This is a genomic window from Tenacibaculum retecalamus, assembly GCF_027941755.1.
In the GTDB taxonomy this organism is placed as follows: Bacteria; Bacteroidota; Bacteroidia; order Flavobacteriales; family Flavobacteriaceae; genus Polaribacter; species Polaribacter haliotis_B.
The window spans coordinates 1640824-1661948 of sequence record NZ_CP115916.1 but is presented as its reverse complement, the minus strand read 5'-3'; the positions used below and the strand labels follow the sequence as shown (position 1 = coordinate 1661948).

The window sequence follows — 21125 nt, the reverse complement described above, 5'->3', positions numbered from 1 at the left end:
ACGAGCTAAGTGGTTTAAAATCTGTTAAAATTGATTTTTAATAGCTGTTACAATTGTTTCTAGTCCAGATTGATAATCAAACCAAACGATTTCTTTATCTTTTCTAAACCAAGTTCCTTGTCGTTTTGCAAAGCGACGTGTGTTCTTTTTAATTTCTTCAATAGCAAACCCTTTGGTAAAATTGCCATCTAAATATTCGAAAAGTTCACGATACCCAACAGTTTTTAATGCATTAAGATTTTTATTAGGATATAGGTTTTTAGCTTCGTCTAATAAACCATTATCCATCATAATACTAACACGACGATTAATTCGATCATACATAATTTCTCTATCGGCAGTCAATCCAATTTTTATGGATTTAAAATTACGAGGAGCTTTTGGTTTGTTTTTAAAAGAAGTATATGTTTTGCCTGTACCGATACAAATTTCTAAAGCACGCATAACACGATGCGGATTATCAATAGCTATCGAATTATAAGTTTCAATATCTAGTGCTTTCAATTTATTTTGAAGAGGTTCAATTCCGTTTTCTTCTAATTCTTTGGTAAGATTTATTCTTATTGATGGATCAACTTCTGGAAAATAATCCAATCCTTTTAAAACAGCATCAACATATAAACCGCTTCCACCAACCATTATTTGAATTGGATTTTTAGCAAATAAATCATCTAATTTATTTAAAGTATCTTTCTCAAACTGACCAACAGAATACTCTTCGAAAATACTTTTATTTTGAATAAAATGATGTGTAGCTGCTGCCAATTCATCAAAATCAGGCACCGCAGTTCCAATGGTCATTTCTTTAAAAAATTGACGAGAATCACAAGATATAATATCAGAATTAAAATATTTTGCGAGCTTAATGCTTAGCGCTGTTTTACCTATTGCGGTAGCGCCTACAATGGTAATTAATGTGTTTTTGGTTGTTGAATTACTCAATTTTATGGATTTAATTGATGTCCGCATTCATAACAAAATTCTGCTTCATCTCTGTGAAATTCGGCAGTACAACTCGGACAAGCTTGTGTGTTGGTATGTAAGGTATTGCTATTTGTTTTTGTCATCTCCGACGAAACAATTCCTGTTGGAATGGCGATAATACCATAACCCAAAATCATAATAAAAGAAGCTATTAATTGTCCAAAAGCAGTAACAGGTGCAATATCACCATAACCAACTGTTGTAAGCGTTACGATAGCCCAATATACGCTTCTTGGTATACTTGTAAAACCACTATTAGCGTTTCCTTCTATAAGATACATGATGGTTCCTAATATTACGCAAAGTATAACAACGAAAGATATAAAAACAGCAATTTTAATTCTACTAGCTTTTAAGGCTCTTGTAAAATTATTAGATTCACCAATAAAACGAGCTAATTTTAAGATTCTAAAAATACGCATTAAACGCAAGGCTCTAAAAGCGATTAAAGAATGAAAGCTTCCGAAAAATAATAATAGATATTTAGGAATTGTTGATAAGAAATCTATAATACCATAAAAACTAAAAATGTATTTAAAAGGTTTTTTTATGGATATGATTCTCGCAAAATATTCGATAGTAAATAGAATTGTAATAACCCATTCAGCAATATTTAAAGAAGTATGATAATTAGCGTCAATACTTTCAACACTTTCTAGCATTACTAATAGTATACTTGCTAAAATAGAAATCAATAATACAATGTCAAATACTTTTCCGGTTGGTGTATCTGCCTCGTAAATTACTTCATGTAATTTTTCTTTCCAGTTTTTTTGTTCGTTCTTCAAAAAGAAAGATTTTTGGTGATTAAAAAATGTTATAAATTATTTTCAACTTGTAATCGAACTATTTTTCCTACTTTATTTTTTAACAAGTAATTCTTAATAATTATTTTAGCTAGGTCAGTGTTTTCAATAGGAGTTAACATCGATTTTAAAATAGTTAATTGATTTTCTTGAAAAGCAAAATTTGTATATGTATAGCCTAAAACGATATTGTTTTCAATTAAAATAACAGCATGCTCTTCAGGTGTTCTTCCTTTATCGATAATTAATAAATTATCATGATTAAAATCTTTATTAGCAACTTTTCGTTTGCGAATAACATTAAATTTAGGCTTTAACTTTGTGAGCTCTAAATGATATTTTAGACGTGTAAAAAGAGGATTTCCGGTTTCTTCATAGGTAATGTCATGAATCCTTTTTATTATTTTTTTAGCTTTAGGTGTATCTTTTAATAAAAGCTTATTAACTTCTTGTTTTAAATTTTTACCTCTACCAATAAATATGATGTTACCTTGTTCACTATGTACATAAAACAGTCCTTGTTTTTCTGGTGTTTTATCTAATATTTTTAAAAAACGCTGTTTTTCTTGCCTATTATCAATATATTTTATTGATTGTTGAATAATGTTTTTATCCACATCTTTTTCTAGCAATAATTTAAATAATTGTATCGTTGCCAAAGCATCTCCATTTGCTCTATGCCTGTCAGACATAGGGATTCCTATAAAGCGGCATAATTTCCCTAAACTGTGAGAAGGAGATTCGGGAATTAATTTTTTACTAAGTGCTACCGTACAAAGTGTATTTCTTTTGTAATCGTATCCTAAGCGATTGTATTCGGTTCGTAAAATTCGGTAATCGAAACTAGCGTTATGCGCAATGATAATACAATCCTTTGTAATTTCAATAATACGTTTTGCAACTTCATGAAATTTAGGTGCATTTCGAAGCATTTTATTGTTAATACCTGTTAGTTTAACAACAAATTCTTGAATTTCCTTTTCAGGATTTACTAAGCTAATAAATTGATCAACTACTTGATGACCATCAAATTTATGAATTGCAATTTCTGTAATTCCTTCTTCATTAAATTTTCCTCCTGTTGTTTCAATATCTAAAATTGCGTACAATTCTTTTTCTTTTTAGCTGATTAATGTAAATTTAAACAATATAATTTCGAACTCCAAAAATAGCGCTACCAATTCGCACCATATTACTGCCGTTTGCTATTGCTAACGGATAATCACCACTCATTCCCATTGATAATGTAGTGAGTTTAGGGTCTTTTTCCTGATTTTTTTTAAAGAAAGCAGCTAACGAAGTAAACTCTTCTTGTAACTGTTTTTGATTGTTAGTAAAGGTAGCCATTCCCATAAAACCAACAATTTTTATGTTTTGTAATTCTGAAAATTCTTCTGATGAAATAATTTCATCAATATCTAAAAAAGATAAGCCAAACTTGGTATCTTCTTTTGCAATACGAGCTTGAAGTAGGCAGTTAATTACACGATCGTGTTTTTTAGCTTGTTTGTTAATTTCTTTCAAGGTTTTAAAACTATCTACACCGTGAATTAAATCAACAAAATGCGCCATGTATTTTACTTTGTTTCGTTGTAAATGCCCTATCATATGCCATTTAATGTCTTTTGGTAAAGCATCAAACTTTGTAACCATTTCCTGAATTTTGTTTTCACCAAAAATTCGCTGACCAGCATTGTATGCTTCCTTAAGGTCTGCAATAGGTTTGGTTTTAGAAACAGCAACTAAGGTTACATTTTCGGGAATAGTCGCTTTTACTTTCTGAAGATTTTCTTTAATTCCTGTCATCATATCAAAATTCATAAATAGTTAAAGCACTTCTTAGTTTAGGTTCTATATAAGTTGTTTTCGGAGGCATTAACATATCCGCATCTACAATTTGTTTTAACTCGTTTATTGTAGTTGGTAACATTCCAAAAGAAACTTTAAAATCGCCATTGTCAACTTTTGTTTTCAACTCTAAACTATCTGATTTATCTTGGGAATACATTATCTTTGATGCATTTCTGATATCTTTAATTCCTAATATCGGATTTAAAATGGTTTGATATAAAATTTGAGCATCTAATTTACTTAAAGCATCCGTAAATTTATAGACTGATTTTCGTAAGTGCAATGCGTAAAACTCTCCATTTAAGTACATACTAAATTGATGCTTTTCTTTGGGCTTGTATAATTCCTGACCTCTGTTTTCTATTCTAAAAAAGGTATCCAATTCAATTAAAAACTCATCAACAGCTAGGCCGTTTAAATCTTTTATAAATCGATTAAATTCATAAATACTTAGTTGGCTTTCTGGCAACAAGTAGCTCATGAAGAAATTATATTTTTCGTTACCAGTATGTTCCGGATTTTCTTTTGCCAAGTTTTTTGCAAGTAAGCAAGCAGAAGTAGAACGATGATGACCATCGGCAATATATAAAGTATTTACTTGTGAAAAAGCATTAGAAATTTGTGCTACATCTTTTTCATTATCTATAATCCATAATAAATGTGAATCTTTATCTGTTGTAGAAAATTCGTATTCAGCTCTGTTTTTACGATATTTTTCAATAATACTATTAATCGTATCATTATCGGGATACGTTAAAAGCACAGGTTCTGCATTAAATCCAGTGTTTTTTAAGTAGTTTTCGAATAATAATTCTCTTTCTCTTAAAGTGCCTTCGTGTTTTTTAATGATATTGTTGTGGTAATCTTCTACAGAAGTTGCAGCTATAATACCGCAAAAAGAATTGGTTGATGTTATTTTTTGATAAATATAAAAACCAGAATTCTTATCTTTTGTAAAAATACCATCTTCTTTAAATTCTAAATAACGATTGTGCACCAATTTAAAGCGTTGATCACCAGTAATATCTTGTTTATGATATTTATATCCAGGGTTTATTACATGTAAAAATGTAAATGGATTAAAAGCTAACTTAGCATTTAACATTTCTGGAGGATAAACTTCATATGATTTAGAAGATACCATGGCAACCTTATCTCGAGTTGCTCGTACTGCTTTAAATGGTTTTACAATTGCCATTAATAATTTTAGTTTTTAGTGTAAAGAATTAATAATTTTATCAGCCAACTCTGTACCTATTTTATGCTGTGCTTCTATAGTGTAAGAGGCAATATTAGGAGTTAAAGAAAGTTCTGGATTCATTAATAATTGAATCTCTGGATTTGGTTGATTTTCGAAAGTATCTAAACCAGCATATTTTACTTTACCACTTTCTATAGCGTTAATTAAGGCAACCTCATCTACCAATCCACCTTGAGCAACATTAATAAAACCAACACCGTCTTTCATTTTTTCAAATTCTTTAACTCCAATTAGGTGGTTTTCTTGTGCTGATAAATGTAAACTGATAAAATGTGCTTCTTTTAATAACTCATCAGAACTTAACATATCAACTTTAATATCAATAATTTCACCGTTAAAAAACTCCACCGGAATTGTTATCGTATTATTAAAGTTAACATCAAAACCAACTACTTTCATTCCAAGTCCTAAAGCTAATTTAGCTACTTGTTGTCCGGCTGCACTCATACCAATAATACCAAGGGTTTTACCACGTAATTCGGTTCCGTTAGAAAATTGAGATTTTAAAGCATTAAAACTTACATCGCCCTCTAAAGGCATTTCTCTGTTGGCTTGGTGTAAATAACGAGTCATTCCTAATAAATGCGCAAAAACTAATTCGGCAACAGCATTGGCACTAGCATCAGAAATATTTACAACTTGTAAACCAGCTTCTTCGGCATAAATAACATCTATGTTATCGTTATTTGTGCTTGCATTTGCAATTAACTTTAAGGTCGGACAATTATCTATAAGTTCAGTATGTATTTCTGTAGTGTTTTTAATAATGATGACATTAATTTCTTCATCATTTATAAAATTATCTAATTGCTCTTGGGCAACTTTGGTAACTATTACTTCAAATCCTGCATTTTCTAAAGTAGCTTTTCCACTTTCTGAGATTCCGTCGTTTGCTAATATTTTCATTCTTACTTTTATAATGTCATTGAGAGGAATAAAATGATGTGGCAATCTTTATAAATAGATTCCTTCACTTTGTTCGGAATGACGTTTGTATTATGCTTTTCGTTCTAATTCTTGCATTACATCTACCAATGCTTGTACACTATATAATGGCAATGCGTTGTACATGCTTGCTCTGTAACCTCCAACGCTTCTGTGGCCGTCTAAACCATTAATATTGGCTTCTTTCCACATGGCGTTAAATGTTTCTTTTAAATTATTATTTGTTAAAGAAAAGGTAGCGTTCATATGGCTTCTATCTTCTTTAACAACAGCTCCTTTAAATAAAGGGTTTCTATCTATTTCATTATATAAAAGTGCTGATTTTTGGTTGTTTACTTTTTCTATAAACTCAATTCCGCCTAAATCTTTCAACCATTCTAAAGTTAACATTGATGTATACACCGCAAAAACAGGAGGCGTATTAAACATGCTATCTTTATCAATAAATGTTTGATAGTTTAACATTGATGGAATTTGACGTGTTACTTTCCCTAAAATATCTTCTTTTACAATTACTAAGGTTGTTCCGGCAGGACCCATATTTTTTTGAGCGCCAGCATAGATTAAATCAAACTTAGAAAAATCTAATTGACGAGAAAAAATATCAGAACTCATATCACAAATTAATGGAACATCAGTTTCTGGAAAACTTTTCATTTGCGACCCGTAAATTGTATTGTTACTCGTGCAATGAAAATAATCTACATCCGCAGGGATTTCATATCCTTTAGGAATATAATAGAAGTTTTTATCTTCGGATGAAGCTACCTCAACCAATTCGCCAAATAATTTTGCTTCTTTAATCGCTTTGCTACTCCAAGTTCCGGTATTTAAATACGCGGCTTTTTTGTTTAGTAAATTATAAGCAGTCATTAAAAACTGATTGCTTGCTCCGCCTTGCAAAAAGAGCGCTTTGTAACCTTTATTTTCTAAGCCTAATAATTCTAAAGCTAAACTTCGTGCGTTTTCAATAACAGCAACAAAAGGTTTACTACGATGCGAAATTTCTAACAACGATAAATTATCATCATTAAAATTGATAACTGCTTCGGATGCTTTTTGAAGCACTTCTTCAGGTAAAATACAAGGTCCTGCGCTAAAATTATGCTTTTTCATTTATTGTTAATTATAGTAGATTTTTGCATTACAAAGATGCAATTTTTAACTATAATTTTAATGCGTTATCCTATATATTATCAAGTTGTGATTAACTATTGCAACGACCTATATTGTATTGATAATATTAAAACATAAAAAGATAAATGCAAAACAAAAAATATTTTAAAAATAGAAGTCTTTTAAAGTATCAATAAGAATTTGGTTATCACAAGAAAGAATTTTTACTACTCTGATTTTTTATTTTTATAGAGTTTTAAAATTTGTTTTTTTGATGTATTCTATAGAAATTTAGTTGTTAATTAATTTTAAAAATTCATTTCGTTTTGCATCCTTTTCAAAACAACCTCCATATTCTATAGTAGTTGTAAAGCTTTCTTTATCTTTTATTCCTCTTGAAGATACACACAGATGTTTGGCAACTAACATTATAATTACATCTTGAGTATCTAAAGTATTTTGTAATTCTTTTAATATTTGTAAGGACAATCTTTCTTGAACTTGCGGACGATGTGCAAAATAATCAACCAATCTGTTTATTTTTGAAAGACCAATAACTTTACTTTTAGGAATATATGCAATATGTGCATGCCCAGTAATTGGCAAGAAATGATGTTCGCAAGTTGAATCTATAGTTATATTTTGCTCAATCAACATTTTTTTATAACCATATTTATTATCAAAAACTGTTAATTTTGGTTTGTTTTTAGGATTTAAACCATAAAACAATTCTTTAACATACATTTTAGCAAAACGATATGGAGTACCCGACAGACTATCATCAGATAAATCTAAACCAAGTTCTTCCATTATTTTTTTGAAATGATGCTGAATATTCGTGATTTTTTCTTCATCGGTTTTATCAAAAGCTGAAGGTATCATAGGTGTTTTTATACTACTTGCTATATGATTGTTTCCTATAGTTTCAATTTGTTTTTTATCCATTTTTAACACAGCATTTATTTGTTTTACATTGACAAAAATTTAGATTATAAATATGTAATACTGCCAATGTAAAAGCAATCACATAAGTAATAGTTTCGGGTAAAGAAATCCATTGTGTTTTTTCGTTTATTATTACAGCTAATAAAACCGTCCAATTTACCCAAAGAGCAATTTTCATAAAGTTTTTAGAAGTCGTTTTAGTTGAATGGTATATTGCCATAAACGAAATTGTTAAAAAAAATAATCTAAGTTTTTCCACCAAATTGATGCACTTTCACAACCACTTAAAGCACAGCTATGAACCACAAACAAAAAAGGTGTTGCTACACAATGTATAATACATAGTATACTTGCAATTGCGCCAAATGTATCTGGTCTTTGTAATATTAATTTCATTAGTAATAGTTGTTAATGTAACTTAGTTGCAAAAATAAATAAAATTACCGTTATTACAACAAAGTTGTATTAATTTGTATTTTTATTTTCTATAGAAAAATTATCAATTCATATACAGTTTTTAAAAGACTATTTTTAATTTTGATATTTATCTTTTTTTCTTAAGATGATAAAGAAAGTGTAAAATCGGAATATGAAAATGTGGTTTGTGCTCTTTAATATAGAATAAGTAGTGTTACTATTATTAACCAAAATAAAATTCCTGTTGCTTTAGGCTTTTAAAAGTTATGGGTGTTTTATGTAGTTAGTTATTAGAATTAATGTTGCCACATTCATTTAATTTCTGGAGATTTGCAATTAGAACTTAACTAAAATTTATGGGAATTATTAGAAAAACAAAGTCGATAGATTTATTATTAAATGAATTTAAAGAAAAATCAGACGCAATTTCTACAGTAGATTTAATAAAGCGTTTGAGTGAAAAAATTAATAAAACAACCATATATCGTGTTTTAGATAAGTTAGAAGAAGATGGCGTTTTACATTCTTTTTTGGGAGTAACAGGTATTAAATGGTATGCTAAATGTAATGGTTGTTCAAAAACAAAACATGCAGATGTTCATCCACATTTTCAATGTGTTGATTGCGGAAAAGTTGATTGTTTAGAGATAAATATAATGATTCCGAATATTAGCAATAAACAAATTATTAGCTCACAAGTTTTATTGCAAGGTAAATGCGAAAACTGTCTTGCTTAATAAAGGTAATGTCAATTCAAGAAATTTTTCATTTTTAAAAATCACTTGAATTGACATTATATCATTTTAAAATAAGTTTTTAAATGATGTATCTTTTATTCTTATTCCTAAAAACAGAAAGAACAATAATAAACTTATTAGTATTACTTGAACAATACTTACCAAAATATTATTTTCAATTCTATTTTGGTAAGTGAATTTTGGCATTTCATTATAGTTTATAATTTTAAATTCCTGATTTTTAAATAACATCGGAATTATATAGTTTCTCCACTCATCAGAAAATTCAAATACTTGTTTTTTGTAATCATTATAATGCTTTTCTGATGTTCCAGCTATATTATTTAATGATTGTTGCATAATAATTGCAGGAGACAATAATTTAAATATTGTAATTAGTTCTTGCTGTTTTTTTAACTGCAAATCGTATTGTTCTAATAAAGGTTTTGTTTTTTCTTCCATTATTTTTTCTGAAGCAAAATACTTATGCCAAAAGCCGAAGTTTTGTTTACCGTTTTCTTGGGCTAATTCTGGATGGTCACGTAAATAAGCATCCATTATTTCATTTTGTTTTTCTTCGTTTTCCTTTTTGATTAATCGTATTTCATTTACCATTTTTAAACGAGAAGGAGTAGGGTATAATGAGTTACCTATTTGATTAATTGTTGCGGGTAAAATTAAAACAATTAATAACCAAGCAGCAATTAAAGTAAAGGCATTTTTAGAAGAATCATTAATTTTAATATTAACAACAGTAGCAATTACAAACCAAAATAAAGAATAGCCAGAAATCAATAAAAATATACTTACCAAGTTTTTTGCGTTGTTAAATGCATCCGAAGAAAAAATAGCAATTATAACTAATAAACTAAGATGTGTAATTAATGTGAAAATTATAAAACGAATTGTCATTTTTTGCAGTAACCATTTAGCTATTGACATAGGTTGTGCTCCTAACAATTTAATGGTACCAAATTCTTTTTCTTTTGATAAAACATTAAAGGTAAAAGCAATAATTAATAAAGGTAATATGTATATAATAACAAATGATAAATCGAAACTTCCGAATAAGAGCTGAACAGGATTTACCATCTCTGAATAATCTAACGCGAAGTTATTTCCATAAACTGTCGGACTTTTAAAATGAGTGTACATATCACTTTGTCCAGTTGCTAAAAACGATAATTTTTCGGGTTGCATAATTGCTAAACGCGGATTCCTATACCCTATATTGATTGGTTTAGAAGGTAATCGCCAATTTGGAATATCGGTCTTTTCACCTTTTTCAATCTTTTGAAGCGTTGCTATTACTGCACTGTCTTTTTTATGTAAACTTTCTTGCATTTTAGCAATATCGTTCAATCTTTTATTAACGTTGTTTTTTCCATTGATAGTAGCAAAGACAAATAGAGAAACTGTACATATTACTAGAAGTAGTAACCAGTTACTGCGAACTAATAATTTGATTTCGTATGATAAATTGTTTTGAAACATAACTTATATTCTTTTTGATGAAATGATTAAACCTAAAAACGGAAGTAAAAACCAAAGCATTAGAAATATAATGTTTTGTGTGTTTTCTTTCAATATTTGAAAAAGAGTAGGCGGAGTAAAATTAAATTTAGGAAGTTGTTTAAATCTTTCTGCATTCATTTTATAACCACGTTCGCCATATTTGGTATTATCCTTAATATCATAATTTAAAAATTCTTGTTTTTTTATGCGGTAATTTTCGGCTTGTTTGGTAAATTTCCAATGTAAATTACTGCCAGTATTTGCTACATCCATAGATAAAAATCGAACAGAAATAAAAGGCGATAAAAATGATAATTTTTTATAAGTATTATCTTGATTTTGAGCAATTTTATTTAAAAGATTGTAATGTTTTTCATAAACTTTTGCTTCATGTTCTTCCCCTTTTTGCATTCTATAACCAGCGTAATTAAATGGTAGTTTATGAATACTATCAACGCCATATTTTTTAAGGGTTTCTTGTTCTAAATTTTTTGCAGCTTTGTTCCAAGGATTATGGCCGTCTAAACCATTTTTTTTGTCTTCATTTACGTTGGCTGTAAATTCTGATTTTGAAGGATATGGATAATTTGAATTGGCAATATTAGTGGCTATTTTAGGTGTAATAAAACTAAATAAAATCCAAATTACTAAACTGTTTACCAAAGAAATTCCTGAAGATTTACTCCACATAGAAATTAAGATAGCTATGGTTGTAATTATTAGATAATAAAAAGAATAAGAAGCAAAAAGTACAAGTAAGCTACTCCAACTAAAAAAGGCTAAATTGTTTAAATTGGATAAAACAACTCCGACACTTAAAAACACAATTGCTGTAAGTATAAAAACAAGAATATATGTGGAAAACCATTTACCTAAAGCTAATTTTATAGGATGTACACCTTGGCTTTTTAATAGCGTAAGCGTATTACTTTCTACTTCTTTAGTGTACGAGTTATAGCCAATTAAAATAATAATCAACGGAAATAAATATATCAAAACAAAATTAATTGATAAGGTTCCGAAACGTGCTAAACTAGTTTGGTCTGCAGCTTCACTAAAAGAAGCTTCATTTCTATTATGAGCTTCTAAAAAGATAGAATTTCCCGTGTATTTGGTAACGCCATAATCAAATAATGATAAAGCGAATTTAGGCTTAAAAGCGTACGTACCATAATGCGCTGCTGAATGCGGATTTTTTGCATCTTGTGTTTCCCAAATTCCACGTTCTTTTTCAACAGATTGCACATATTGTTTATTGTTTTTTTGATATTGATTAATTCCGGTTATGGTAGCGATTATCAACAATAAAATCGAAATGAGTAAGGCTATTTTAAACCGCCCATCACGCCTTAATTCTTTGAGTTCTTTAAAAATTATGTTTTTCATTTTAACTTATATTTTTAAAATTCATAATATCTAAATAGATGTTTTCTAGCTCTTTTAAAGATAAATCTGATGTATTACAATAATTTTCTAACACGCCAGCACGCATAATTCCTATATGGGTACTTACTTCTTTAGCTCTAAACAAATCGTGTGTTGCCATTAAAATTGCAACTCCGTCGTTTTTCATTTTAGTAAGTAATTGCATAAACTCATTGCTTGACTTTGGATCTAAACCCGATGTTGGTTCATCTAATAATAATATTTTAGATTCTTTAGCAATGGCAAGTGCAATTCCTACTTTTTGACGCATTCCTTTAGAGAATGTTTCTACACGGTTATGATGAGCTTCTTCTTGTAAACCAGCTTCGATTAAGTATAGTTTTAGTTCTAAAGTATCAAACTTTTTTCCTGATAATTTTGTGAAGTAATTTAAGTTTTCAATAGCCGTTAATGTTGGGTATAACATTAAGTTTTCTGGTATATATGTTAAAAATTCTTTTGTTTTAATAGGGTTTTTTAATACATCTAACCCATTAATTTCACAGACTCCATTACTTGGTTCTGTAAAATTTAAGAGCATATTAATGGTTGTTGATTTTCCTGCGCCGTTTGCCCCTAATAAACATAATATTTCACCTGGTTTTACCTCTAAAGAAAGGTTGTTTACAGCGATAAAATCTCCGTATTTTTTGGTGATGTTTTTAGTAGTTATCATAGTAATATAAATTGTAATTTTTATTGAAAATGTATAATTATAAAAATGAAAACTTCACTTAAGTCTCTTAAATAAATTCTTTAATGAGAATAAGCTATAATTTATATAGACCAATTAATATGATAATTGCATATAAAAATATAGATATAGTTTATCCGATTTTGAAAAATTCAAAATGAACATTAATTATAAAGTGAAGTATGTTAAATTAAAAAGTAGGAGGAGGTCTACAAAAAAGAGCATTATTTACTTGTTTGTCAGTAAATAAGTAGTGATAATAAGACTGTGGTTGGCTATTATAATTTTTAAGTATAATAGGCTCAAAATCAATTTTGTTGTTTGTTTCTAAAGGAATATCATTAGAAGTAACAAATTCACATAAATCACAATCATTAAAATTAAAATCGCTTTCTGAATGTGATAATGCGTGAAGACCTGATGCTTTTATAGAAATAAAAAACACCAGGAAAAATATACTTATATATTGTTTTCTCCTAAACATATTATACTACAAGATTAAGAATTAAATTTTAATTTTGTTATAATATTGCTATCAGAAAGTTTTAATTAAGAAAAAATTAACAGTTTTTTTCTATTAGATTTTTGATAAAAATTCTAAGGTATTTACGCCATCAGCATAATCCCATAACTGCGGATTTTGGGTTTCACCAAAAGCAATTTCTCCTTTCATAAAATTATTGGCAACCACGCACTGTATTTTTTCTTTATCCTCTTTTATTTTTGTTTTTAAATCATCTGTATTGTCGTAATATTCATAAAAAATAGATGCGATAGGTGAGGCGTAGCTTTCATCTTCCTTAATCATTAAAAATCCGTTTTCTAAAATATCAAACTCGCTCATTAAATACACTGCTTTGTTGTAATCGTAATTATTGGCATATTTTGCATTGTTGATAATTTCTTGTTTGTTAAACATTCCTGTAAAAAAAGGATCGAAATTATAATCTTTAGGAACATATAGTTTAGATACCGAACGACAACCTAATCCGAAGTAACAAAATACATCGTTACTTAAATTTTCAAAATCTTGTGCGGTTTCGTTTCCTGTTAAAACAGCAACCGAATTTCTGCTTTTTCTAATAATACTAGGTTTATTTTTAAAATAATATTCGAAATAACGCGCCGTATTATTACTTCCTGTAGCTATTACAGCATCAAAACCAGTTAGTTTTTGCTCAGTAAATGTAATTTTTCCTTTTAATTTTGGTTGAACATATTCTAAATACTTAGCTAAAAAAGGCAATAAGTTTTTATCGTTAGAAGATTGTTTAACTAAAACTGAATGCCCAGAAATTAAAACAGATAAGAAATCATGAAATCCGACTAACGGAATATTCCCGGCCATAATAACGGCAACTTGCTTGGTATCGTTTTTACCTAAACTTTCGTTAGTAATCCACTGTTGAATATTTTCGTTTGTTAAGGCTTTAGACCAACTTTCGGTAGCAAACAATAAGTTTTCTTTGGTAAACCAAGTGTTTTTTTCTCCAGCTATTTTTAATTGATGTTTAAATCCGTCAAAAAACAAATCATTAAATTGGATATCGTTTTTTTGAGCAGTTTCTTTTTGGGTAAACTGGCTTAAAAATTTCCCTAATTCTACAAAAGCTGAAATTCTATTTTGGATTGTATCCATTTATTTTGTTTCTAAGTTAATTTGGAACTATTTTTGCGATTGCAAAGTTACAAAACTGAAACAGATTAATTATGGCAATTATTATAACAGATGAATGTATAAATTGTGGTGCATGTGAACCAGAATGTCCGAATACAGCAATTTATGAAGGAGCTGATGATTGGAAATATGCAGACGGAACAGATTTAACTGGAAATGTAGTTTTACCTAATGGTAAAAAAGCAAATGCAGATGAAACTCAAGAGCCTATTTCTGATGAAATATACTATATTGTTGCAGACAAGTGTACCGAATGTAAAGGTTTTCATGAAGAGCCTCAATGTGCGGCAGTTTGCCCGGTAGATTGTTGTGTTCCTGATGATGATAATGTAGAAACGGAAGAAGCGTTGTTAGGTAAGCAGAAGTTTATGCATAACGAATAGTTCGCATCATTTTAAAATAAAGAAAAACCCCGAGATATTTCTCGGGGTTTTTTATTGCTTAATTTATTAATTATTTATAATTGAAAACCTAATCGAGTAAAGAAATATGCTCCATCAGAACCCATTTGTACAGAATCGGCTAATCCACCTTGATCTGTCCATCCATCAAATTGTGAAGTAGGGTAGGTGTTAAAAATATTATTTCCTCCAATAGTAAGTGTAAGTTTCTTTGTAAAAGCATAACTTAAACTTAAATCGGCAGTAATTTTACTTTTATAAGTATCTACTGAGCCTAAAGCAGGATCTAACAAGGCATCAACAGCAGCTTGTGATTTTGGAGGCGAATCTACCCATTGAAAATCATAAATTTGTACTTCACTAAATTTAGTAAATGATAAATTTGCGTTAAACTTTTTATAACCATAACCTAAATTTAATCCAAATTTATGATCTGGTGCAGCTGCTTTTAAATAAGCTTCTGAAAATGGACTGAAAAAAGTTAGTTCAGCTTCTTCTGCGCTTAAACCTAGTTTAGTTTGTAAGGTAGATGGCGTGTTAATATTTTCTATTTCAGTGCTATTAAAGTTTCCTACTAGCCCTATATTTATTTTATGATTATTAAAACTTTTTTTGTAATTTAAAACTATATCAACACCTTGAGTTTTAGTATCTACTCCATTTGCAAAAAACTGAGCTGCATCTACACCTAAATTTAAGGTAGAAGCATCAAAATTATCTGTTAAAATAACTCTATCATCTACAGAAATAGAATAAGCATCAACAGTTGCAGTAAATCCGCCAGCTTTGTATGTAAAACCGATACTTGTATTAAAAGCAGTTTCTTCTTTTAATTGATCAATACCAAAAGCTCTAGTTACCGTACTATTATTTGCAGATAATAACGATGGTAATGACACTCCGTTTACAATGTTAGTAAACTTTAAGTTGTAATATAATTGCGCTAAAGAAGGTGCTCTAAATCCTGAAGAAATAGATCCTCTAAAGCTTAAGTTATCATTTGCTTTAAATCTTGAAGCTAATTTGAAGTTAAATGTACTACCAAAATCACTGTAGTCTTCAAATCTAAGTGCTGCACCTACTAAAAATTTATCAGTAAAATTAAACTCAGAATCAAGGTATACACCAACATTACTTCTTGATTTATCTACTTCATTATCTGGGCTGTAACCAGGGAATCCTTGCGCGCCTCCAGGTAAATCATCACCATTAGAATCCATGGCAATAACTTGTGTACCAGGGTTGGTTATTAAAAGTCCATCTTCATCATACAATCCATAAGAAGATTCTTCACCTGCAAAAATAATAAAGTTCTCTGTTCGGTATTCTAACCCAAAAGCGATATTTATTCCGCTCATTGAATCTTCAAAATATTTAGAAAAATCAACACCGGTAGTATTTTGAGATAAGCTATGCCCACCTGCATCAAACTCTGTAGGAGAAGCAGCTTTTAAAGACGCATTATTAGTGTCTTTTATTAAATAATGGAATTTGTTTTCACCGTAAGTATTGTTAAAATCAAGTTCCCAACCATTTTCTAATTTATGTTTTACACCTGTTGAAACAGAAATATCTGCAATATTAGAAGTTATTCTTGGTGTAAATCCGTTAGGATATAAACTAGGCACACTTCTGTTATCACCATCATCAAAACTATCTCTAGAAAAAGCGTAAGCATCGGTATCTCTATAATTTCTTCCGCCAAAAGCGTATACTTCGGTGTTATCGTTAATTGGTAAACTAGCATTTATCATAAAGTTAAAGCCATCAACACCAGCACTACCATATCCTTTACGCCAAGAAAAACCAGGACGTAATGTATTTTCTTTTGATAATAATTCTGTTGTAAAATTAATAAATCCGCCTTTATCGTTTAATTTGGCTCCATAATTTAAATCTAATTTAAAGGTACCACCATCAAAACTTTTGTCTTCTCCATCTAGTCTGTTTTTTCCATTAACATTATATAATGTTTCTCCAGTTTTTTCAGCCCAGCCACTCCCTACAGAAGTATTGTAAGCACCGTAACCTATACTACCAGAAACACCATCGGTAGCATCTTTTAAAACAATATTAATAACTCCTGCAATTGCATCAGAACCATATTGAGCAGAAGCACCATCACGTAAAACTTCTATTCTTTTTATTGCAGCAGAAGGTATTGCATTTAAGTCTGTACCAGAATTACCGCGACCACGAGTTCCAAAAATATTTACTAATGATGATTGATGACGTCTTTTGCCATTGATTAAAACCAATGTTTGATCAGGTCCTAAACCTCTTAAAGAAGCAGGTACTACATGGTCTGCTCCGTCAGAACCAGATTGTTTGGTTGCATTGAAAGAAGGAGCAGCGTATTGTAAAATGTCATTTATTTCAACTTTACCATTTTTAGCAGCTAAATCACCAACGTCAATAACATCAACAGGTACAGGTGTATCCACAGCTGTTCTTCTTGCGTTTCTAGAACCCACAATAACAACTTCATCTAATTGTAAGCCTTCGTTTAAAGTAATGTTAAAAGTAATTTGTCCGTTCACAGGAATTTCTTGAGTTTCAAAGCCTGAAAAACTAATGAATAAAGTGCTATTAGGATTTACAGATAAAGAAAAAGTTCCATCGAATTCTGTTGAGGCTCCATTATTTGTTCCTTTTTCAAGGATATTAGCACCAGGTAAAGGTTCATTATTACTATCTTTTATGGTTCCTTTAATTTGTACTTGGGCACTGATTAGTTGTATTCCTAAGAATAAAAAACAAATTAAAAAAAAATGCTGTTTTTTCATGTGTAAAAGTATTTTGATTAATATTCTTTAAAAATAGTAAAAAGAAATACAAAGTGTTTTAAAAATGTTAAAAAAGTAAATATTGTGTCGTTATTTGGTCGAATTACTAATAAAAGTATAAAATGTTTTTTGAAACCAAAATAGTATATTTGCAAACGAAAATTTTCAATAAAAGAATAGAATGAAAGCCGGAATTGTAGGATTACCAAACGTAGGAAAATCAACTTTATTTAACTGTTTATCTAATGCAAAAGCGCAAAGTGCCAACTTTCCTTTTTGTACTATCGAGCCTAATGTAGGTGTTGTAAATGTACCAGATCCTAGAATTCAGGTTTTAGAAGGTATGGTAAACCCAGAAAGAGTAATGCCTGCAACTGTAGAGATTGTAGATATTGCTGGTTTGGTAAAAGGAGCAAGTAAAGGAGAAGGATTAGGAAACCAATTCTTAGCAAATATTCGTGAAACAGATGCAATTATTCATGTTTTACGTTGTTTCGATAACGAAAATATTATTCATGTTGACGCTTCTGTAGATCCTATTAGAGATAAAGAAACGATTGACATTGAATTGCAATTAAAAGATTTAGAAACTGTTCAAAAACGTTTAGAGCGTGTAAAAAGAACCGCTAAAACTGGTAATAAAGAAGCTCAAATAGAATTAGAAATTCTATTAAAAGTTGAAGAAACTTTATTAAAAGGAGTTTCAGTAAGAGCCATTGAGTTTTCAGAAAAAGACCAAGAAATTGTTCAGTCACTACAATTTATTACAGCAAAGCCAGTATTATATGTATGTAATGTTGATGAAGGAGCTGCTGTAAATGGTAATGATTATGTAACTAAAGTAAGAGAAGCTGTAAAAGATGAAAATGCTGAAGTAATTGTTTTAGCAGTTGGTACAGAAGCAGATATTACTGAGTTAGACGATTACGAAGAGCGCGAAATGTTTTTAGCAGATATGGGCTTAAAAGAAGCAGGAGCTTCTGTTTTAATTAGAGCAGCTTATAAGTTATTAAACTTACAAACTTATTTTACCGTTGGTGTAAAAGAAGTAAGAGCTTGGACCATTAATATTGGTGATACAGCACCACAAGCGGCTGGAGTTATCCATACCGATTTCGAAAAAGGATTTATCCGTGCCGAAGTAACAAAATATGATGATTATACTACTTTAGGTGGTGAGCAAAAAGTTAAAGAAGCAGGTAAGTTAGGTATTGAAGGAAAAGAATACATTGTACAAGACGGTGATATTATGAATTTCAGATTCAACGTTTAAAATAATTATTAGGGCGTTCGAGCGGGCTTTCACTACTCGCTTTTTTTATTGTATTCTCGATAATAATTTGCAAAAAAGCAAATTCACTCGAATTAACAATAAAAAAGAGCTCAAACAAACCGTTCAATCCCTAACGCAAAATACTTAAACGCTGTCGATTTTTTCTACAGCGTTTTTTTGTACCTTTCAAGTAACAAAAACAATCGTAATGCAATTAGAAAAATCAACACTTCAATTTTTAAAAGAATTAAAAGAAAACAATAATCGCGATTGGTTTACTGAGCAAAAAGATGCTTTTAAAGAAGTTCAAAATCATGCAAAAGACTTTTATTCTGCAATAAGAACAGGTTTAGAAAAACACGACGAAATAGACAAGTTTAAACTATTCAGAATTTACCGTGATGTTCGTTTTTCGAAAGATAAAACACCATATCAACCACATTTTGCAGGTTCTTTTTCTAGAGCAGGAAAACATTTAAGAGGCGGATATTATTTACGTATTCGTCCGGGAGAAAGTTTTTTAGCTGGCGGATTTTGGGAGCCAAATAAAGAAGATTTATTACGTATTCGAAAGGAAATAGAAATGGATGCTGCTGATTTTAGAGATATTTTAAAAGATCCTGAATTTGTAAAGCTTTTTGGAAGTAAATTTGAAGGAGAAGAATTAAAATCAGCACCAAGAGGTTTTGATAAAAACCATCCAGATATCGATTTATTGCGAAAAAAAGGATTTATTGCGGTTCGTAATTTTACCGACCAAGAAGTGTTATCAGAAGATTTTTTATCCGAAGTAAATACATCCTTTAAAGCTTTACGCCCGTTTTTTAACTTAATGAGCGATGTGTTAACTACAAATTTAAACGGAGAAAGTTTAATTTAAACTGCGTTTAATTTCTCTGTTTAAATATAAGTAAGTAACCAATGTAGCTAATACATCAGCAATTGGAAAAGACATCCACACACCATTTATACCAAAAAATTTAGGTAGAATATATACTAACGGAATTAAGAAAAAACCTTGTTTTAATAGTGTTAACAATAAAGCAGGTAAAGCTTTTCCTGCTGCTTGAAAATAAGCCGAACCTATGAGTTGAATTGTAATTACAGGGGTAGCTAAAAATGTTATAATTAAAGCGCTAGAAGTAAGGTTAATTAAATTATTATTATCAGTAAAAAGGCTTACGAGTTCGGTAGGAAAAATCATTATTACTATGAAAATAAGTGTTGCTATTGCCGAACCAAAAGTTATCGCAATTTTTATAGACTCTTTAACTCTTTCGGTATTGTTCGCACCATAATTAAAACCAGCAATAGGTAAAAAACCTTGTGTTACTCCTAATACAGGAAAGAGAGAAAATAGCATTACTCGGTTGATAATTCCATATACTGCAATTGATATTTCTCCACCATATTTAAATAAGGTATAGTTTAAAATAATAATTAAAAGACTAATTGTTCCTTGTCTAATAATGGTAATTCCACCTAGAGCAATAATTTCTTTTAAAATTGAAAAATCAATACTAAAATACTTCGGAATAATTTTTAACTCTGTGTTTTTAGATAAGAAGAACCATAATATAAATAAACCACTAACGGCGTATGAAATAGAAGTTGCTAATCCAGCACCATACATTCCCATATCCATAAATTTTATAAAAATAACGTCTAAAATAATATTAGCAAACGCAGGAACTATTAGCGTAAACATTGCATAATTAGGTTTTCCAACAGCTCTTGCTACCGGATTTCCCATCATTGCAAAAGCTAAAAAAGGTACTCCCCAAAGAATTACATGAAAGTAGTCGGTAGCAGGAGTTAAAATAGCACCTTTAGCTCCAAATAATTGTAAAATAGGAAAACAAAAAAAGTTCCTATAGCAACAAATAATACAGATAAGAAAACGGTTAAACTAATTTGATTTCCGAATACTTTAAAAGCTTTATTGGTATTACCTTTCCCTAAAGCTCTTGAAATAATAGAACTACCACCAATACCAATACCCATTCCTATAGATGAAATTAAAAATGCAATTGGTAAAACAACCGTAATGGCAGCAATTGCCATAACACTAATCCAACGACCAACGAAAATAGTGTCGACAATCATGTTTAACGACATTACTAAAATTCCTATAGAAGCAGGTATTGCTTGCTTTAAAAGAAGTTTACTAACCTTCTCGGTACCAAAATTACTTGTTGTTTTATTCATGTTTAATTTTCAATCCTCGAAGATCAACAATAAAATGGTACAGAAACAAAATGGAGGATATATTTAAGTAATAATTAACATCA

Annotated in this window: 18 protein-coding genes and 2 pseudogenes; 4 read left to right on the top strand and 16 right to left on the bottom strand. The window is 29.8% G+C overall.

Translation table 11 applies throughout. The features are described from left to right. Positions 1-24 precede the first annotated feature (24 nt). The 9 genes and pseudogenes from miaA to PG912_RS13680 all read right to left on the bottom strand — a co-directional run bounded on the left by miaA (position 25) and on the right by PG912_RS13680 (position 8304). On the bottom strand, positions 25-969 hold the full coding sequence (gene miaA / locus PG912_RS07910; protein WP_275687103.1) for a tRNA (adenosine(37)-N6)-dimethylallyltransferase MiaA: 945 nt from the start codon (positions 967-969) through the stop codon (positions 25-27). After that, complete coding sequence (locus tag PG912_RS07905; protein WP_275687102.1) at positions 945-1772, bottom strand: ion transporter; 828 nt, start codon at positions 1770-1772, stop codon at positions 945-947. The genes miaA and PG912_RS07905 overlap by 25 nt, the downstream gene beginning before the upstream one ends. A gap of 29 nt (positions 1773-1801) precedes the next feature. Next, positions 1802-2899 (bottom strand): exonuclease domain-containing protein, encoded by a 1098-nt coding sequence (locus PG912_RS07900; protein ID WP_275687101.1) that lies wholly within the window; start codon positions 2897-2899, stop codon positions 1802-1804. A gap of 31 nt (positions 2900-2930) precedes the next feature. After that, positions 2931-3596: a YggS family pyridoxal phosphate-dependent enzyme gene (locus PG912_RS07895; protein WP_275687100.1), complete on the bottom strand. Its 666-nt coding sequence runs from the start codon at positions 3594-3596 to the stop codon at positions 2931-2933. Between the two features lie 4 nt (positions 3597-3600). Next, on the bottom strand, positions 3601-4839 hold the full coding sequence (locus PG912_RS07890) for a DUF1015 domain-containing protein (protein ID WP_275687099.1): 1239 nt from the start codon (positions 4837-4839) through the stop codon (positions 3601-3603). Positions 4840-4854: 15 nt separating this feature from the next. Next, a complete protein-coding gene (locus PG912_RS07885) occupies positions 4855-5808 on the bottom strand; it encodes an NAD(P)-dependent oxidoreductase (RefSeq protein ID WP_275687098.1) in 954 nt (317 codons plus the stop codon). 90 nt (positions 5809-5898) lie between these two features. After that, complete coding sequence (gene serC / locus PG912_RS07880) at positions 5899-6963, bottom strand: 3-phosphoserine/phosphohydroxythreonine transaminase (RefSeq protein WP_275687097.1); 1065 nt, start codon at positions 6961-6963, stop codon at positions 5899-5901. Positions 6964-7254: 291 nt separating this feature from the next. Then, positions 7255-7908 carry a GTP cyclohydrolase I FolE gene (folE, locus tag PG912_RS07875; protein ID WP_275687096.1) on the bottom strand — a complete coding sequence of 218 codons (654 nt, stop codon included), beginning with the start codon at positions 7906-7908 and terminating at the stop codon, positions 7255-7257. Beyond that, positions 7901-8304: pseudogene (locus tag PG912_RS13680) on the bottom strand (MerC domain-containing protein). The gene folE and the pseudogene PG912_RS13680 overlap by 8 nt, the downstream one beginning before the upstream one ends. Before the next feature lie 377 nt (positions 8305-8681). Between PG912_RS13680 and PG912_RS07860 the strand changes: the two are divergent. Further along, complete coding sequence (locus PG912_RS07860; RefSeq protein ID WP_275687093.1) at positions 8682-9062, top strand: Fur family transcriptional regulator; 381 nt, start codon at positions 8682-8684, stop codon at positions 9060-9062. A 66-nt stretch (positions 9063-9128) separates the two neighbouring features. On the opposite strand, the gene PG912_RS07855 is transcribed toward PG912_RS07860, so the two are convergent. The 5 genes from PG912_RS07855 to PG912_RS07835 all read right to left on the bottom strand — a co-directional run bounded on the left by PG912_RS07855 (position 9129) and on the right by PG912_RS07835 (position 14335). Then, entirely contained in the window at positions 9129-10556 is a 1428-nt protein-coding gene (locus PG912_RS07855) for a DUF3526 domain-containing protein (protein WP_275687092.1), read from the bottom strand. A gap of 3 nt (positions 10557-10559) precedes the next feature. After that, positions 10560-11963, bottom strand: coding sequence for an ABC transporter permease (locus tag PG912_RS07850; RefSeq protein WP_275687091.1), 1404 nt, complete (start codon positions 11961-11963; stop codon positions 10560-10562). Position 11964: 1 nt separating this feature from the next. Then, positions 11965-12678 carry an ABC transporter ATP-binding protein gene (locus PG912_RS07845; RefSeq protein ID WP_275687090.1) on the bottom strand — a complete coding sequence of 238 codons (714 nt, stop codon included), beginning with the start codon at positions 12676-12678 and terminating at the stop codon, positions 11965-11967. Between the two features lie 208 nt (positions 12679-12886). Further along, positions 12887-13141, bottom strand: a complete 255-nt coding sequence (locus PG912_RS07840) for a hypothetical protein (protein WP_275687089.1) — start codon at positions 13139-13141, stop codon at positions 12887-12889. A gap of 132 nt (positions 13142-13273) precedes the next feature. Beyond that, entirely contained in the window at positions 13274-14335 is a 1062-nt protein-coding gene (locus PG912_RS07835; protein ID WP_275687088.1) for an acyl-CoA reductase, read from the bottom strand. Positions 14336-14406: 71 nt separating this feature from the next. Here PG912_RS07835 and PG912_RS07830 point away from each other — a divergent pair, with 71 nt between their 5' ends. Then, on the top strand, positions 14407-14757 hold the full coding sequence (locus PG912_RS07830; protein WP_218772346.1) for a 4Fe-4S dicluster domain-containing protein: 351 nt from the start codon (positions 14407-14409) through the stop codon (positions 14755-14757). 74 nt (positions 14758-14831) lie between these two features. Here PG912_RS07830 and PG912_RS07825 read toward each other — a convergent pair whose 3' ends face one another. Further along, complete coding sequence (locus tag PG912_RS07825) at positions 14832-17561, bottom strand: TonB-dependent receptor (RefSeq protein WP_275687087.1); 2730 nt, start codon at positions 17559-17561, stop codon at positions 14832-14834. Positions 17562-17742: 181 nt separating this feature from the next. Between PG912_RS07825 and ychF the strand changes: the two genes are divergently transcribed. Both ychF and PG912_RS07815 read left to right on the top strand, forming a co-directional pair. Next, complete coding sequence (ychF, locus tag PG912_RS07820) at positions 17743-18834, top strand: redox-regulated ATPase YchF (RefSeq protein ID WP_260586158.1); 1092 nt, start codon at positions 17743-17745, stop codon at positions 18832-18834. Positions 18835-19042: 208 nt separating this feature from the next. After that, positions 19043-19714 (top strand): DUF2461 domain-containing protein, encoded by a 672-nt coding sequence (locus PG912_RS07815; RefSeq protein WP_275687086.1) that lies wholly within the window; start codon positions 19043-19045, stop codon positions 19712-19714. Here the strand turns inward: PG912_RS07815 and PG912_RS07810 are convergent. Continuing rightward, positions 19706-20940, bottom strand: a pseudogene (locus PG912_RS07810) (MATE family efflux transporter). The gene PG912_RS07815 and the pseudogene PG912_RS07810 overlap by 9 nt on opposite strands. Positions 20941-21125: the final 185 nt, after the last annotated feature.

Bases quoted from the DNA above. Each gene is read 5' to 3' on its own strand.
- PG912_RS07895 (WP_275687100.1), bottom strand. From the start codon at position 3,596: ATGACAGGAATTAAAGAAAATCTTCAGAAAGTAAAAGCGACTATTCCC.
- PG912_RS07860 (WP_275687093.1), top strand. From the start codon at position 8,682: ATGGGAATTATTAGAAAAACAAAGTCGATAGATTTATTATTAAATGAA.
- PG912_RS07890 (WP_275687099.1), bottom strand. From the start codon at position 4,839: ATGGCAATTGTAAAACCATTTAAAGCAGTACGAGCAACTCGAGATAAG.
- PG912_RS07825 (WP_275687087.1), bottom strand. From the start codon at position 17,561: ATGAAAAAACAGCATTTTTTTTTAATTTGTTTTTTATTCTTAGGAATA.
- PG912_RS07835 (WP_275687088.1), bottom strand. From the start codon at position 14,335: ATGGATACAATCCAAAATAGAATTTCAGCTTTTGTAGAATTAGGGAAA.
- PG912_RS07885 (WP_275687098.1), bottom strand. From the start codon at position 5,808: ATGAAAATATTAGCAAACGACGGAATCTCAGAAAGTGGAAAAGCTACT.
- PG912_RS07855 (WP_275687092.1), bottom strand. From the start codon at position 10,556: ATGTTTCAAAACAATTTATCATACGAAATCAAATTATTAGTTCGCAGT.
- miaA (WP_275687103.1), bottom strand. From the start codon at position 969: ATGCGGACATCAATTAAATCCATAAAATTGAGTAATTCAACAACCAAA.
- PG912_RS07830 (WP_218772346.1), top strand. From the start codon at position 14,407: ATGGCAATTATTATAACAGATGAATGTATAAATTGTGGTGCATGTGAA.
- PG912_RS07845 (WP_275687090.1), bottom strand. From the start codon at position 12,678: ATGATAACTACTAAAAACATCACCAAAAAATACGGAGATTTTATCGCT.
- PG912_RS07850 (WP_275687091.1), bottom strand. From the start codon at position 11,963: ATGAAAAACATAATTTTTAAAGAACTCAAAGAATTAAGGCGTGATGGG.
- PG912_RS07815 (WP_275687086.1), top strand. From the start codon at position 19,043: ATGCAATTAGAAAAATCAACACTTCAATTTTTAAAAGAATTAAAAGAA.
- serC (WP_275687097.1), bottom strand. From the start codon at position 6,963: ATGAAAAAGCATAATTTTAGCGCAGGACCTTGTATTTTACCTGAAGAA.
- folE (WP_275687096.1), bottom strand. From the start codon at position 7,908: ATGGATAAAAAACAAATTGAAACTATAGGAAACAATCATATAGCAAGT.
- ychF (WP_260586158.1), top strand. From the start codon at position 17,743: ATGAAAGCCGGAATTGTAGGATTACCAAACGTAGGAAAATCAACTTTA.